The 14371-nt window shown below is 38.9% G+C and carries 15 protein-coding genes; 12 read left to right on the plus strand and 3 right to left on the minus strand.

The annotated features are described in order from the left end of the window. Positions 1 to 88 precede the first annotated feature (88 nt). Positions 89 to 679, plus strand: a complete 591-nt coding sequence (locus H5126_RS00070) for an SIS domain-containing protein (RefSeq protein ID WP_002961065.1) — start codon at positions 89 to 91, stop codon at positions 677 to 679. After that, entirely contained in the window at positions 679 to 2118 is a 1440-nt protein-coding gene (gene hldE / locus H5126_RS00075) for a bifunctional D-glycero-beta-D-manno-heptose-7-phosphate kinase/D-glycero-beta-D-manno-heptose 1-phosphate adenylyltransferase HldE (protein ID WP_182721487.1), read from the plus strand. The genes H5126_RS00070 and hldE overlap by 1 nt, the downstream gene beginning before the upstream one ends. A gap of 248 nt (positions 2119 to 2366) precedes the next feature. Here the strand turns inward: hldE and H5126_RS00080 are convergent, their stop codons facing one another. Beyond that, the gene (locus H5126_RS00080) at positions 2367 to 3872 is read right to left on the minus strand and encodes a capsule assembly Wzi family protein (protein WP_182720497.1); all 1506 of its coding nucleotides are present in this window, start codon (positions 3870 to 3872) and stop codon (positions 2367 to 2369) included. A gap of 211 nt (positions 3873 to 4083) precedes the next feature. On the opposite strand from H5126_RS00080, the gene H5126_RS00085 reads away from it, so the two are divergent. Next, on the plus strand, positions 4084 to 5157 hold the full coding sequence (locus H5126_RS00085; protein WP_182720496.1) for a glycosyltransferase: 1074 nt from the start codon (positions 4084 to 4086) through the stop codon (positions 5155 to 5157). Continuing rightward, the gene (locus H5126_RS00090) at positions 5154 to 6239 is read left to right on the plus strand and encodes a glycosyltransferase (RefSeq protein WP_182720495.1); all 1086 of its coding nucleotides are present in this window, start codon (positions 5154 to 5156) and stop codon (positions 6237 to 6239) included. Before H5126_RS00085 ends, H5126_RS00090 begins: the two co-directional genes overlap by 4 nt. Positions 6240 to 6270: 31 nt before the next feature. On the opposite strand, the gene H5126_RS00095 is transcribed toward H5126_RS00090, so the two are convergent. Continuing rightward, positions 6271 to 6999, minus strand: coding sequence for a 3-deoxy-D-manno-octulosonic acid kinase (locus H5126_RS00095; protein WP_182720494.1), 729 nt, complete (start codon positions 6997 to 6999; stop codon positions 6271 to 6273). Between the two features lie 122 nt (positions 7000 to 7121). Here H5126_RS00095 and H5126_RS00100 point away from each other — a divergent pair, with 122 nt between their 5' ends. The 6 genes from H5126_RS00100 (at position 7122) to glpG (ending at position 12373) form a co-directional block, all read left to right on the plus strand. Further along, positions 7122 to 8180: a glycosyltransferase family 9 protein gene (locus tag H5126_RS00100; protein WP_182720493.1), complete on the plus strand. Its 1059-nt coding sequence runs from the start codon at positions 7122 to 7124 to the stop codon at positions 8178 to 8180. Then, on the plus strand, positions 8180 to 8743 hold the full coding sequence (gmhB, locus tag H5126_RS00105; RefSeq protein WP_182720492.1) for a D-glycero-beta-D-manno-heptose 1,7-bisphosphate 7-phosphatase: 564 nt from the start codon (positions 8180 to 8182) through the stop codon (positions 8741 to 8743). Before H5126_RS00100 ends, gmhB begins: the two co-directional genes overlap by 1 nt. Positions 8744 to 8902: 159 nt before the next feature. Then, positions 8903 to 10096 (plus strand): glycine C-acetyltransferase, encoded by a 1194-nt coding sequence (locus tag H5126_RS00110; RefSeq protein ID WP_002961055.1) that lies wholly within the window; start codon positions 8903 to 8905, stop codon positions 10094 to 10096. Positions 10097 to 10146: 50 nt separating this feature from the next. After that, positions 10147 to 11172 carry an L-threonine 3-dehydrogenase gene (gene tdh, locus H5126_RS00115; RefSeq protein WP_024595694.1) on the plus strand — a complete coding sequence of 342 codons (1026 nt, stop codon included), beginning with the start codon at positions 10147 to 10149 and terminating at the stop codon, positions 11170 to 11172. 68 nt (positions 11173 to 11240) lie between these two features. Further along, on the plus strand, positions 11241 to 11558 hold the full coding sequence (gene glpE / locus H5126_RS00120; protein ID WP_010554397.1) for a thiosulfate sulfurtransferase GlpE: 318 nt from the start codon (positions 11241 to 11243) through the stop codon (positions 11556 to 11558). Next, complete coding sequence (gene glpG, locus H5126_RS00125; RefSeq protein WP_024595695.1) at positions 11555 to 12373, plus strand: rhomboid family intramembrane serine protease GlpG; 819 nt, start codon at positions 11555 to 11557, stop codon at positions 12371 to 12373. Before glpE ends, glpG begins: the two co-directional genes overlap by 4 nt. Before the next feature lie 3 nt (positions 12374 to 12376). On the opposite strand, the gene H5126_RS00130 is transcribed toward glpG, so the two are convergent. Further along, the gene (locus H5126_RS00130; protein WP_182720491.1) at positions 12377 to 12775 is read right to left on the minus strand and encodes a flagellar basal body-associated protein FliL; all 399 of its coding nucleotides are present in this window, start codon (positions 12773 to 12775) and stop codon (positions 12377 to 12379) included. 154 nt (positions 12776 to 12929) lie between these two features. Between H5126_RS00130 and H5126_RS00135 the strand changes: the two genes are divergently transcribed. Continuing rightward, positions 12930 to 13469, plus strand: a complete 540-nt coding sequence (locus H5126_RS00135; protein ID WP_002961048.1) for a chorismate lyase — start codon at positions 12930 to 12932, stop codon at positions 13467 to 13469. After that, entirely contained in the window at positions 13466 to 14344 is an 879-nt protein-coding gene (ubiA, locus tag H5126_RS00140) for a 4-hydroxybenzoate octaprenyltransferase (protein WP_182720490.1), read from the plus strand. The genes H5126_RS00135 and ubiA overlap by 4 nt, the downstream gene beginning before the upstream one ends. Positions 14345 to 14371 lie beyond the last annotated feature (27 nt).

Below are 14371 nucleotides of genomic sequence, written 5' to 3' on the forward strand. Positions count from 1 at the left end.
AACCCGATAAAATACACACAATTAAATAAAATTATGGAATAATGAATTTAATTTTTCCTGCCATTTCAGTTCCAAGAGGAATTTTTTCATGTCAATTATCGATTCAGTGGCAACTAGCTACGTTGAAACATTAAACCGTCATCAGGCATTATTTGAAACGATGGAGGCTTATCATCAAGAATCTATGCAATTGTTAGAAGCATGCCATAGTGCATTACAAGCTGGTGGCAAGATTGTTTGGTTTGGTAACGGTGGTAGTGCAGCAGATGCACAGCATTTAGCTGCAGAATTTGTAGTGCGTTATAAATTAGAACGTGGTCCGCTTGCCTCAATGGCATTGACCACTGATACCTCAATTTTAACAGCGCACAGCAACGATTATCACTTTGATACGGTGTTTGAACGCCAAGTTCAAGCGCTATGCAAGCCAGAAGATTTAGTTATTGGTTTAACCACATCAGGTACTAGTAACAATATTAATTTAGCATTAGAGGCTGCAAATAAACTAGGCGCTTTTACTGTTGCATTAACTGGACGTGATGGCGGTAAAGTAAAAGACATTGCTAAGTTACCTATTATTATAAAAAATGACGAAACAGCACGTATTCAAGAAGCTCACATGTTTATAGGTCACTGGTTATGTGAAGCCATGGATATGGTTGTTGCGGAGCAGCAGTAATGGATTTATCGTTATTAAAAAACTTATCAGCGGCACGAATATTAGTTGTTGGCGATGTAATGCTAGACCGCTATTGGTATGGTGATACAGGTCGAATTTCGCCAGAAGCGCCAGTACCGGTTGTTAAAGTAAGTAAATTTGAAGACAAAGCCGGTGGCGCAGCTAACGTTGCAAAAAATATAGCGCGTTTAGATGCAAAAGTTGGCTTATTGGGTTTAATTGGTGAGGACGAAAGCGGGCAGATTTTAGAGACCATCCTAAAAGGTGAAAAAATAAGCTCACAATTAGTCAGTGTATGTGATTTACCGACTATTTCAAAAATGCGTGTTATTAGCCGCCATCAACAACTCGTTCGCCTTGATTTAGAAGAAACATTTACCGAGCAACACAGCCAGCTTTTATTAAACCGCTTAGAGCTTGTACTTGATGAATACGACTTCATTGTGTTTTCTGATTACAGCAAAGGATCTTTAAGCTTAATTAAAGAAATGGTAAGCCTTGCTAAGAGCGCCGGAAAAACGGTTTTAATCGACCCTAAATCGCCAGATTTACATTTATATGAAGGTGCTGATTACATTACACCTAACTTACATGAGTTTAAGTTAGCGGGTGGTCAAACCGATTCAGAAGAGGCTTTAGCAGCAAGTGCGCGTGATTTAATAAGCAAAAATGGCATTAAAGCTATGTTACTTACGCGTTCTGAGCAAGGTATGTCGCTTATTAGTGCAGATGAAAAATTTGATTTTGCAGCGCAAGAGCTTGAAGTAAGCGATGTAACCGGGGCCGGTGATACGGTTATAGCTACACTCGCGGTTATGCTTGGCGCGGGCATGGAACCTAAAGATGCTGTCGAAATTGCTAATTTAGCCGCAGGTATCGTTGTGAGTAAGTTTGGGGCTGCAACCGTCTCGCCAGAAGAGCTAAGCCGCAAGCTTGGTCAGTATTTACATACTACGGGTGAGCATTACCAAACACCATTTGATGATGTACTTCAGCATATTGAATTTGCAAAACAAAACGGCGAAACCATTGTATTCACTAATGGCTGTTTTGATATTTTACATGCTGGGCATGTACGTTATTTAGCACAAGCTAAAGCGCGAGGCGATAGGCTCGTTGTTGGATTAAATAACGATGAATCTATTACGCGCTTAAAAGGGGCAGAACGCCCTATTAACCCGCTAGATGAGCGTGCGATGGTACTTAGCGCACTTTCATCAGTTGATTGGGTTATTCCGTTTGGTAGCTTAGATGAAAACGATACTCCCGCTAAATTAATTGAGCAAATAAGCCCTGATATTTTAGTTAAAGGTGGCGACTACACCGTAGAGCAAATAGCGGGTGCTGAGCATGTACTTCGTCATGGCGGAAAAGTTGAAGTGCTTGAATTTTTAGATGGGTGCTCAACATCAAAAGTAATTAGTAAAATTAAACAGTAATACCAATTTTATTAAAAACATGATCATTTTAGCGTATTAAATAACTCACTAACTACGTTAAAAACTATTTATATAGAACAACTATGTATCATAATTTTAGCCTTGTTATTGAGCTGTTTTCTTATCGCTATAATAGAACACTAATTTAATGCAATTGGTATAATTACTGATTTAAGTTTGCTTAAAAAATACAAAAAAGGGATGAAAACAGTGTTTTCATCCCTTTTTATTTTTAATAAAGTAACTTACTAAAAATTTAATTCATACTTAGCAAATGCTGATGTATCGTTTTCAGCACCGTCATTGTTAGATGCAAAAGCACCTAAAGTGACGCGGCCGCCCATAGAAAGCATTCTATAACGAAGCTCTAATTGCTTACTATTAAAGCCTGTTTTAGTAATAGTGTTACCTAAGTCTGGATTGTTTCCATAGCGGTCAGTATTATCACTGTTATAATCAACACTCCGTAGTTTCACTTGCCAATCATCGCCGTTAGAAAGCTGACCTAAAATCGTGAACACTAACGATTGCGTATCGTTATCAAAGGTTGAGCCAATATTGCGACCGTGGTAGCGATATCCTGATTTGTAGTCTATGTGCTCGTAGTAACAGTTTTGACGAGTTAAAAGCTCAGTGCATGTGACACCTGTGTCAATATACTCTGCGTTGATTAAAATGTTTAGATCATATAGGCGTTGGTTTGTTTGAATACCAAAAAGGTATGCTCTGTCGGAGGGCTTAAATTGAGAACTTGCGTCTTCGCCTATTGTGCTGCCGTAAATAGCATAGGGCTGGTTAAATAAAGTACCTGACCAGCGAATATCAATCCCCGCTAACTGATTACCTATTTTTGACTCAAATTGACTGTCACAGTTGTCATTTCCATTAGTGCAAGTTGTTTGGCCAGTTATAACATCAATAAAATCACCTGCAGAACCCGGTTGTCCGTCACCAGCCCACTGTGCAGACCAACTAAGTGCAATTTCTAGCTGCTGAATAGGGCGAAAATTAACACGAGTACTCCAAAGTAAAGCATCAGGAATTACACGTGTAGATTCAAGTTTAGCCATTTGTGCGGTAAAGCCCCATTGACCAATCCAGCTTAACCATGGTGTTTCAAAAGCAGTACTTTTTTCTCTAGTTACACTTAGTGCAGGTAAAGGTTTCGCATTACCAGACATAATTAAGCTGTTATCAACACCAGGTCCCCAAAATTGCTCAACAGCACCGGCTCTAAAAATCCAGTTACCTAAACGGTAAGCTAAGTAACTATCGTCAAGTGAGGTATCGTTACAATCGGTTAAAGCTTGCTCATCGGTAACTATATCGTCAGTCGTTTTTCCATCAACTAAACATTTTTTACCGTCGCTTCTGTAATTTATAGCTACTTTAGCTGCAAAGTTATCGCCTAAATAAGCGTAAGCTGCTGAAAGCTCTGTTTCTTGTGTATTTGTTGCACCAAAGCTTGTTGCTATGATCGGATCTGTGGCTGCAAAAGCAGATAATTGAAGACTATGCGAGCTGCTATTTTCTGATTTATATCGATGCTTAACGCGAAGTAAAGCATCTTGCAAGCTTGGAGATAATTGCTCAAGCGGAATGCTTTGCACATCACTTATAAAACTTTTCCACATAAGCGGATAGGTAGTTACAGGAGCTAAAATAACACCGGCATCAGCTAATTGTTGAATATCAGCTCTAAGACCGTAATCATCGGGTTTTACCCATGGTTCAGCATTAACTGACGCGCTCATAGCGCAAAAAAGAGTAGAAAGTAGAAAAATTCTGTTTCGCAAAGTTCAGATCCTTGTGATTTAGATTGCGGCTAAGTTTATCAACCTAAGCTTGTTATTGCAGTAAATAATCAAATTTATAGAGCTAATTTAATATATTAAAATGTAACCTAGCTATCGTAATAAGTATCTGATTGGTATACTGGAGTTCAAATAGGAAATTGAGAATGTAATGAGCAACAAACGACTTTTATTTATTCCCGTATCATCACCAGAAGGCATTGGTGAATATATGCGCTCGTTGTTGTTGGCTCAAAGTTTAAAGGCAGAACTTACTGATTCTCTCGATATTCACTTCATACTAAACAAGCATACAAGCTACGCAAAAAAGTGTCCTTTTGAAGCCACATTGCTTGAACACTCAGCGACTAAAGAGCTTGATTCTGTTTGCGACTTTATAGAGCAATTTAAACCTGACGTCGTTGTTTTTGATTGTGCAGGACGTGCAGGGCATATGAAAGCGGCTAAAAAAGTAGGCGCTAAAGTTATATTTATTTCTCAGCATGCAAAAAAACGCGCTAAGGGATTGAAGCTAAACAGGATTAATTTAATTGATACACATTGGGTTGTACAGCCTGATTATTGTATTGAGCCACTTACATGGGCTGAAAGTGCGAAGTTAGACATGTTTCCCTTGGCACCCCCTCGTAATGTAGGCCCTTTTGTTGCATTTGCTTCTTGTGAGCAAAAACGTGATGTTTTAAATCGCTATAACTTAGTATCTGATGGCTATTTTATTGTTAATGCGGGTTCTGGCGGGCATATATTAAATAATCTTAATTGTGCTGAGGTTTACTTTAAAGCCGCGCTTAAAATTACTAAGCATACTGGGTTAAAAGCAGTTGTTGTGTTTGGTGCAAATTATAATAAAGCAATTCCTAAAAGTGATGAGGTTACTTGTTTATCAAGCCTGCAAGGAACCGAATTTTTGGCATTAATGAGCCAAGCTAAAGTCGCATTACTTAGTGGTGGAGATACTTTATTGCAAGCAATTGCAGTTCAAACCCCTGTTGTGGCATGTGCTATCTCAAAAGATCAAAATACACGTTTGGATCATTGCGTTAATGCAGGTGTTGTAATAAAAGCAAATCTTGATATTGATGAAATTACAACGAAAATAGCTCAAGTTATTACCGAGCCTTTTTATAGTGAATTTATTGGTAAGTATAAGCAACTCGATAGTACACATAGCTTCGACGTGATCACTACTGGTATAAAAAATATGCTTGTAGGAGATCGCTTATGAATATAGTGATTGTAATTGATTCACTAGTAGGTGGTGGTGCTGAAAAAGTAATGCTTACTTTGGCTGAAAAAATGGCGAAACTACAGCACAATGTCACTATATTATCTCTTGCGAGCAACGCTGAGTATGACATTCCTGATATAGTTAAAGTTGACAGCCTTTTTCCTGATAGAGCATCTAAAGTAGATAGATTCTGGCAGCGAAAAAATAGTATTTTGCGATTAGAAGCGTGGTTTGAAAAAAAACAAAGCGAGATTGGCAATATTGACCTAGTGCTTTCTAACCTTGATAGAAGTAATAATTTACTTGCACGTAGTAATATCAAAAATGTTCACTTTGTTATTCATAACTCCGTCAATTCAGAACTTGCCCGTCAAAAAAAGTTAGGTCCATTTTCATATTTATACCTTAAAAAAAGTAAGCAAAACTTAAATGGTAAATCACTTATTTGCGTATCAAAGGGTGTTGAAAAAGAAATAACACAAGGGGATTTAATTAACCCAAGTGCAATCGCGACTATTTATAACCCGTTCGATTTTGAAAAAATAAACCAACAAGCAAATGAGAAAAATAACGACATCCCAAATGAGCCTTACTTAATTCATGTAGGAAGGCTCGCCAAACAAAAACGCCACGATATATTATTTGCAGCATTTGCAAAGCTTGATAAAAAATACAAGTTAGTCCTTTTATGTAATAAACCTGCAAAAGCGTTAAAGCTTGCACAGCAATATGGCATAGATAAACAGTTAGTAGTGCCTGGATTTCAACAAAACCCATACAACTGGATTAAGCATGCCAAAGCTTTAGTTTTGAGCTCTGATTTTGAAGGGCTGCCAACGGTATTAATTGAGGCTTTAGCGGTGGGTACTCCGGTAGTTAGCACTAATTGTACATTTGGACCAAGCGAGATATTAACAGGCGAGCTGAGTAAATATTTAGTACCCGTTCAACAAAGTGAGGCATTAGCCAATGCCGTTATGCAGGTGCTAGCAGATAAGCCAAATGTAGAAAACGCAGATATTCTAAAACAAGTACAGGCAGAGCAGGTTGCTCTGCAGTATTTAGCTTTGGCTAACTAAGTTAACTGATATTAGGTTAACTGATATTAGGTTAACTGATATTGGCGAGCGCTTTGAGGTAGTTGCTGTGCAGAGTTTGCCAGTCATTCACTTGCCAATTAAATACTTCATTTCGACCTTGCTCTTTTAAAAATGAGCGCTCAAGGCGTGCCATATTACTTTGTTGCCACTGTGGGTTCGGCGCTCTTATTTCACCTCTATCAAAGTCGATAATATACACATCACCAGTATCATTAAACAATATGTTATTAATGTTTAAATCGGCGTGATACACACCTTTTGAATGAAATAGCGCGATTGTTTTAGCAATGCGCTCCAACTCATCTTCAGTCAATGGGCGTTCAATTAATATATCGAGTACACTTTTAGCGCCTTTAACAGCCTCGGTAATAATATCACCACGGTAAATTAATCCGCTGTGGGTTACTTTAGCTGCAACAGGGGTTGGTACGTTTAAACCAAGCTCTATAAGCTTACTCATTAAGCTAAACTCTTTAAATACGCGGGTTTGTTCAAGTCCTGGGTATAAATATTGATCGCTTAGCAATTTACCCACTAAGCCACCGCGCCAATAATGCCTAAGTACGGCTGTTAATTCGTCTTGCTTAAAAAACCACGCAGTTGCTCGACCTTTTTTAGCGCCCACAATTTTATTTTGTTGTTGCCAATAGTTTGCATCAAACCAATCGAGGGTAATTTGGCTTGTGTATTTAGGGTGGCTTAATAGCGTGTGATTGCCTTGCACGTGTTGTTTAAACATAGCTCTGTGTAATTGCTAAATAATGAGTCTATATTAGCGCGTTTTAAAGCGCAGGATAAGTGCTTGCAATAGCGTGATTATAATTTAAGATCGGCTTTTGTATTTAATACCTAAGGGAATGTGTGACTCAAGCTCCTAATTATTCATCTATTTGTATATTAAGACTCTCTGCCATTGGTGACGTATGTCATGGTGTGAGTGCTGTACAAGCTATTCAAAAGGCACACCCGAATGCAAAAATCACCTGGGTAATTGGCAAAATAGAAGCCATGTTACTTGCTGACTTACCGGGTGTTGAGCTGGTGGTATTTGATAAAAAGCAAGGCAAAGCAGCGCTTAAAAGCTTAAAGCAACGCTTCAACAACCAAAAATTTGATGTGCTTCTTAATATGCAAGTTGCATTAAGGGCTGGGCTTGTAGCGCGCTGTATTCCTGCAAAAGTAAAAATAGGGTTCGATTGGGCTCGTTCAAAAGAATTACATAGCTTATTTATTAATAAACGAATAGAGCCACAAGCTCAGGCGCATGTGCTTGAAGGCTTTAAAGGTTTTGCAAAAGCCATTGGTGTTTCTGATTATAAACCGAGTTGGAACATGCCATATACCGAGCAAGACCAAGCGGTTGCAGATGAGTTACTAACACCAGAATACCTAAATAATAAACTATTAGTAATATCGCCCGCAGCTAGTAAAGCGCAGCGTAATTGGCTCGCTGATCGTTATGCCACATTGGCTGATTATGCAAGCGAGCAAGGCTTTAAGGTGGTATTGACGGGTGGTCCAACAGAGCTTGAAATTAACCTAGCAAATAGCATTATTGAGCACAGCAACACGCCTATTTTAAATTTAGTAGGTAAAACAAAACTCAAAGAGTTGTTGTGCGTGTTAAAGCGTGGCAGCTTAGTGCTTGCGCCCGACACGGGTCCTGCGCATATGGCAGTAACAGTTGGTACGCCGGTTATTGGTTTATATGCTCATTCAAACCCAGCACGCACAGGTCCTTACTTATACCAAGACTACGTGGTAGAGGTTTATCATCAAAACTTGTTTAAGCAAACAGGTAAAACGGCTGAGCAAGTAGCGTGGGGGACACGCGTAAAAGGCGATGATCTAATGAGCCAAATTACAGTTGATGATGTAAAAGCGATGTTTGACCATGTTGTACAAAAAGAGTCTTTGTAATGAATGCACAACAAAAAAATAAAGCGCTTTTTTTAGACCGAGATGGCGTGGTAAATGTTGATCATGGTTATGTGTATCAAAGCGATAAATTTGAATTTATTGACGGTGTTTTTAGCACTTGTAAAACATTTTATGATGCAGGCTATAAAATCATAATCGTCACTAATCAATCTGGAATTGGTCGAGGTTATTACACCGAAGCTGATTTTTTAGCACTGACCGACTGGATGAAAGACCAGTTTAGTGCCCACAGCATTGAAGTTACCGATGTGTATTTTTGCCCGCATCACCCTAAAAAAGCGCGCCCTGAATATTTGAAAGAGTGCAGTTGCAGAAAGCCTGCGCCAGGAATGTTATTACAAGGCATACAAGAGCATAATATCGACCCTGCTTGCAGTATTATGGTGGGCGATAAACTCAGTGATATGCAGGCTGCGAAAAAAGCGGGCATCACTACACGCGTTTTAGTGCGTTCAGGGCAAAGCTTTGACCAAAGCGCTAAGCAAGAAGCTGATTTAATTATCGATTCTATAAGTAGTTTACCTGCACTTTTAAAAACATAAATAAACAGCCTGTAAACTGGCAGGAATTCCTTCCAACTGAGGGCGTTTGCGACGAACTGCAAACCGTGCATTTTACCCATTAAACTTTTACAATACCCCGCATAATAAACAGCCGCGAAAGTGCGGTTGTTTACCCGTTCAAATATATGGAGAACCTAGATGAGAGCATCTGCTTTTTTTAGCCAGTTACAACAGCAAATTGAAGACGTAAAAACCGAAGGTTTGTATAAAAACGAACGTATTATTAAGTCCCAGCAGCAAGCTCAAATCGAAGTTGCATCAGGTAAAGTAATCAACTTTTGTGCTAATAACTACTTAGGTTTAGCTAATAGCCCAGAGTTAATTGAAGCGGCGCAGAATGGTTTAAATAATCATGGTTTTGGTGTGGCTTCAGTACGTTTTATTTGTGGCACGCAAGATATCCATAAAACACTAGAGCAAAAAATCAGTGCGTTTTTAGAAACAGAAGATACTATTTTATATTCTTCATGTTTTGACGCAAATACAGGTTTGTTCGAAACTATTTTAGGCGCAGAAGACGCTATTATTTCTGATTCATTAAATCATGCATCAATTATTGACGGTGTACGTTTATGTAAAGCTAAACGTTTTCGTTATGCAAATAACGACATGGCTGATCTTGAGAAGCAACTTATTGCAGCAGACGAAGCCGGTGCTAAAACTAAACTAATTGCTACCGATGGCGTGTTTTCTATGGACGGCGTTATTTGTAATTTAGAAGCTGTGTGCGACTTAGCCGATAAATATGATGCGCTTGTAATGGTAGATGACTCTCACGCAGTTGGCTTTGTTGGCGAAAACGGTAAGGGTACACCTGAGTACTGTAATGTATTAGACCGTGTAGATATTATCACCGGTACATTAGGTAAGGCGCTGGGCGGTGCTTCAGGTGGTTATACATCAGGTAAAAAAGAAATTGTTGAATGGTTACGTCAGCGTTCACGCCCGTACTTGTTCTCAAACTCATTAGCGCCTTCAATTGTTACTGCATCAATTAAAGTACTTGAAATGCTTGAAAATGGCGGCGAGCTTCGCGCTAAACTTTGGTCAAATGCTAAATATTTCCGTGAGCAAATGGAAGCTGCTGGTTTTACGTGTGCAGGTAAAGATCATGCAATTATCCCCGTAATGCTAGGAGATGCCAAAGTAGCCTCGTTAATGGCTGATAAATTACTTGCTGAAGGCATTTACGTAACCGGTTTTTCATTCCCTGTAGTACCAAAAGGGCAAGCGCGTATTCGTACACAAATTTCAGCGGCACATAGTATTGAGCAACTCGATACAGCTATCGATGCATTTACCCGTATTGGTAAAGAAATGGGCGTTATTTAATTTTATTTTAAACCGAAGCCTCGCTTCGGTTTTTTAATTGAGTGTGGATTATGAAAGCATTATCAAAATTAAAAGCAGAACCGGGCATTTGGATGACAGATGCACCAAAGCCAGAAGTAGGTCATAACGACTTACTGATTAAAATTCGCAAAACAGCTATTTGTGGTACCGACGTACATATTTACAAGTGGGACGAATGGGCAAGTAAAACCATTCCAACGCCTATGGTTGTTGGCCATGAATATGTTGGTGAAGTCGTTGATATGGGCCAAGAAGTTCGTGGCTTTCAGGTTGGCGACCGCGTATCTGGTGAAGGGCATATTACGTGTGGGCATTGTCGAAATTGTCGTGCAGGGCGTGTACATTTATGCCGTAATACAACGGGTGTAGGTGTAAACCGTGAAGGTGCATTTGCCGAATATTTAGTTATTCCTGCATTTAACGCATTTAAAATTCCAGATAATATTTCTGACGAACTCGCTTCTATTTTCGACCCATTTGGTAACGCAGTTCATACCGCACTATCGTTTGACTTAGTTGGCGAAGATGTACTTATCACTGGTGCAGGCCCAATTGGTATTATGGCAGCAGCTGTTGCAAAACATGTTGGTGCTCGCCACGTTGTAATTACCGACGTAAACGAATACCGCCTAGATTTAGCACGTAAAATGGGAGCTTCACGCGCTGTAAACGTTGCCAATGAAAAGCTTGAAGATGTAATGAAAGAGCTAGGTATGACAGAGGGTTTTGATATTGGCCTTGAAATGTCAGGTGTGCCAAGCGCGTTTAATTCAATGCTTAATAATATGAACCACGGCGGTAAAATTGCCATGCTAGGTATTCCACCATCTGATATGGCAGTTGACTGGAACCAAGTTATTTTTAAAGGTTTAGTGATTAAAGGTATTTACGGTCGCGAAATGTTCGAAACGTGGTACAAAATGGCAAGTTTGATTCAATCTGGCCTAGATTTAAACCCAATCATTACACATCAATATTCTGTGGATGACTTCCAAGCTGGCTTTGATATGATGATTTCAGGTCAGTCAGGTAAAGTGATTTTAAACTGGGACTAGTTCCTAACTAAATTACAAGAAGGGCGGCTTTAGCCGCCTTTTTTATACTATTAATTAAAGAGATTTCAATGGCATTTAAACATATTTCTATAGCGCAAACGTTAGAGCTTTTAGATAAAGAAGACGTGGTAATTGCAGATATTCGCGATCCTAATTCGTATCAAGCCGGTCGCATTCCAGGCTCAGAAGCACTTTCTAACGGTAATATCGCACAATTTATGATGGAAAAAGAATTCGATCAGCCAATTATTATTGTCTGCTACCACGGTATGAGCTCACAAGGCGCAGCTAGCTACTTAGTTGAGCAAGGTTTTGAAGACGTTTACAGTATGGATGGCGGCTTTACAGCTTGGGAAGCTGCTTACAGCGAGAAAGTAGAGCGATGATAGAGCTTGGCAGTTTAAATAACCCGCGCGCCGCACAGGGCTTTATAGATTATTTAAAAAGCCAAGGTTTACAAGGACAATTAAGCTCCTCAGATGGTAGCAATGTCATTATTAGTGTTGCGCCTGAGCATTTTCATCAAATACAACCTTTATGGGCCGAATTTACACAAAACCCTAACCATGAACGCTATCAACAAGCTTCATGGGATGTAGGTAGCACACAATCGCCGCTTAAATACCAAGGGCAATCACTTAATCTAATGACGCGATTTAAAGCGCTTAGCTGGTTAAATCAAACCGTAAGTATTGTAAGCGTTATAATTTATTTTGCTTTTTTACTAGGTGGTTTTGAGACTATTTACACCATGATGCAGTTTAAACCTACGCAGCCTTTAAGTTGGTTAACGCCCGCCCTCGTACATTTTAGCGCGATGCATATAGTGTTTAATTTAATTTGGTGGATGTCGCTTGGTGACAATATCGAAAAACAATGCGGAAAACTCACCCTAATAGGTTTGTTTTTAGTAACTGCACTTATAAGTAATTGGGCACAATACTTAATGGTTGGCCCCAATTTTGGCGGCTTGAGTGGTGTGGTGTATGGGCTACTTGGTTTTTGCTGGATTCATAGCTTTTTAAATCCTAACAAGCCTGCGCTTGTAAGTACGGCTATTGTTGGCTTTATGTTGATTTGGTTAGTGCTTGGGTTTGCTGATGTATTGTTTGTAGGTATGGCTAATTGGGCGCACTTAGGTGGGTTACTTAGCGGTATGGCTTTTGCCTATACCGCCAAAATATTTAACGCAAAACGTTAAATACTAATGATATAAATATTTAGTGAACAAGACTTCACGGATGATCTCTTGTCCTGTTTCTTCTTTTAGCAGGCTTTTTAGTTTTTCGGCGCACTTTGCACGTATTTCTTCACGGCCAGTAAGTGATTTTATTTTTCCTTCTGGTTCTTTAGATAAAATCTCTACTAGGGCATCACGAAGTAATGGCGTGTGGTGTTCAACCACTGCAATATCAGAAGTATCAGTAAGCATTAAATCAATAGTTACACGCACATAGCCCATTTTTTTACTTGATGCGCCAATGTAGTTGGTGATTATATCTGGCTCAAAACCAAAATAACCAACTGTGGATTCAGCACGAGCTGTAAAGCTTATAACGCTTACAAAGAACGTAAAAAGACCTGCGTATACTATTTTTTTCATATTTAAAGCGTTTCTTAAAACTTGTTACAAATAGTTTATACTTAATAGTAGGTAATAAACAGCGCCAAGCAATTATTTATGGTTATAAAACATCACTTTTTCAAAAGCTTTGGCAATGGTATCATCTCGTTGTTTTTTATTTTGTTGAGCTATTGTGATTACTTATCCTCTGTCTATATCTGCTAATTGGCAGTCCACTTCTTATATAAGTGACTTATCTCCTCTAGAGCAAGAGTGGCTTTTTGAACAGAATTCATTAACGGCTAAATTAAAAAGTAACTCAAAAACTTTTAATGTAAAGGTATTAAGTGAGCAGTTATTTACTTTAAGCCCAGAGCAAAACTTACTACTAAACAGCACAGCTAAAACAGCTATTAATAGAGAAGTTCTCTTACTGTGCGATAACAAACCTGTGGTGTACGCACAAAGCTGGCTTCCTAAAAATGATTCTATTAATCCTTTGCACAATATGGGCGAGCGTCCTTTAGGTGATGTGATTTTTCAAGACCCAGCATTAAAAAGAACGGATATAGAAATTGCTTATTTTGATGACACGCACCCTATTCAGCAATTAGTTACAAAATTGAACTTACCCGAGAAAAACTTACTAGGGCGTCGAAGTGTATTCTCACTCAAAGAATATAAGTTTTTAGTGTGTGAAGTGTTTTTACCTGGAGCATATTTATACTCATGAAATTAGCCGCTTTAAAGCCAAAACATATTCCTTATTATATACAGTTAATGCGTATAGATAAGCCCATTGGTACCTTGTTATTACTTTGGCCAACATACTGGGCTTTATGGCTTGCTAATAGTGGGGTGCCGAGCTTACTCAACTTTATTATATTTACGCTGGGCGTTGTTGTTATGCGTAGCGCAGGGTGTGTAATTAATGATTTTGCAGATAGAAAAATAGACGGCTCGGTAAAACGCACAGCTCAACGGCCGCTAGCTTCAGGACAGGTGAGTAGTGGTGAAGCACTTAGCCTATTTTTACTACTCATAGTTATTGCGTTCATTTTAGTATTAATGCTTAGCGTCAATACTATTTTGCTTTCTTTTGGTGCTTTGGCTTTAGCCTTTTGTTACCCCTTTATGAAGCGCTATACACAGTTACCTCAAGTTATTTTAGGGGCTGCATTTGGTTGGGCTATTCCTATGGCTTATATGGCTTCAATTAATGCACTACCACAGCAGGCATGGTTATTATTTATAGCCAATATTTGCTGGACAGTGGCTTACGATACCATGTATGCGATGGTTGATAGGGACGACGATTTAAAAATAGGGGTAAAATCAACCGCTATTTTATTTGGTAAATACGAGCGCCATATTATCTTTTTACTTAATGCTGTATTTATAGCGTTGGTTGCTTTTATTGGTATAAGCAATCATTTAAGTGTCGCATTTGGCGTTGGTTTAAGTATTGCTGCGGGCCTATTGGCATACCAACAAACGCTTATTCATAAACGTGAAAGAGATGCCTGTTTTAAAGCGTTTTTAAATAATCATTACGTGGGTTTGGCTATCTTTATAGGGTTATTACTTTCATACCCAATAGCATTTTAAAAGCCTCAATAAAGGCTGTTAAAATGC

Source organism: Pseudoalteromonas sp. SG45-3 (genome assembly GCF_014164075.1).
In the GTDB taxonomy this organism is placed as follows: domain Bacteria; phylum Pseudomonadota; class Gammaproteobacteria; order Enterobacterales; family Alteromonadaceae; genus Pseudoalteromonas; species Pseudoalteromonas distincta.

Coding starts and splice junctions, on each gene's coding strand:
- H5126_RS00095 (WP_182720494.1), bottom strand. CDS start 6,999: ATGTTTAAACAACACGTGCAAGGCAATCACACGCTATTAAGCCACCCT.
- H5126_RS00130 (WP_182720491.1), bottom strand. CDS start 12,775: ATGAAAAAAATAGTATACGCAGGTCTTTTTACGTTCTTTGTAAGCGTT.
- hldE (WP_182721487.1), top strand. CDS start 679: ATGGATTTATCGTTATTAAAAAACTTATCAGCGGCACGAATATTAGTT.
- H5126_RS00080 (WP_182720497.1), bottom strand. CDS start 3,872: ATGAGCGCGTCAGTTAATGCTGAACCATGGGTAAAACCCGATGATTAC.
- glpE (WP_010554397.1), top strand. CDS start 11,241: ATGGCATTTAAACATATTTCTATAGCGCAAACGTTAGAGCTTTTAGAT.
- glpG (WP_024595695.1), top strand. CDS start 11,555: ATGATAGAGCTTGGCAGTTTAAATAACCCGCGCGCCGCACAGGGCTTT.
- H5126_RS00070 (WP_002961065.1), top strand. CDS start 89: ATGTCAATTATCGATTCAGTGGCAACTAGCTACGTTGAAACATTAAAC.
- H5126_RS00085 (WP_182720496.1), top strand. CDS start 4,084: ATGAGCAACAAACGACTTTTATTTATTCCCGTATCATCACCAGAAGGC.
- gmhB (WP_182720492.1), top strand. CDS start 8,180: ATGAATGCACAACAAAAAAATAAAGCGCTTTTTTTAGACCGAGATGGC.
- H5126_RS00110 (WP_002961055.1), top strand. CDS start 8,903: ATGAGAGCATCTGCTTTTTTTAGCCAGTTACAACAGCAAATTGAAGAC.
- tdh (WP_024595694.1), top strand. CDS start 10,147: ATGAAAGCATTATCAAAATTAAAAGCAGAACCGGGCATTTGGATGACA.
- ubiA (WP_182720490.1), top strand. CDS start 13,466: ATGAAATTAGCCGCTTTAAAGCCAAAACATATTCCTTATTATATACAG.
- H5126_RS00090 (WP_182720495.1), top strand. CDS start 5,154: ATGAATATAGTGATTGTAATTGATTCACTAGTAGGTGGTGGTGCTGAA.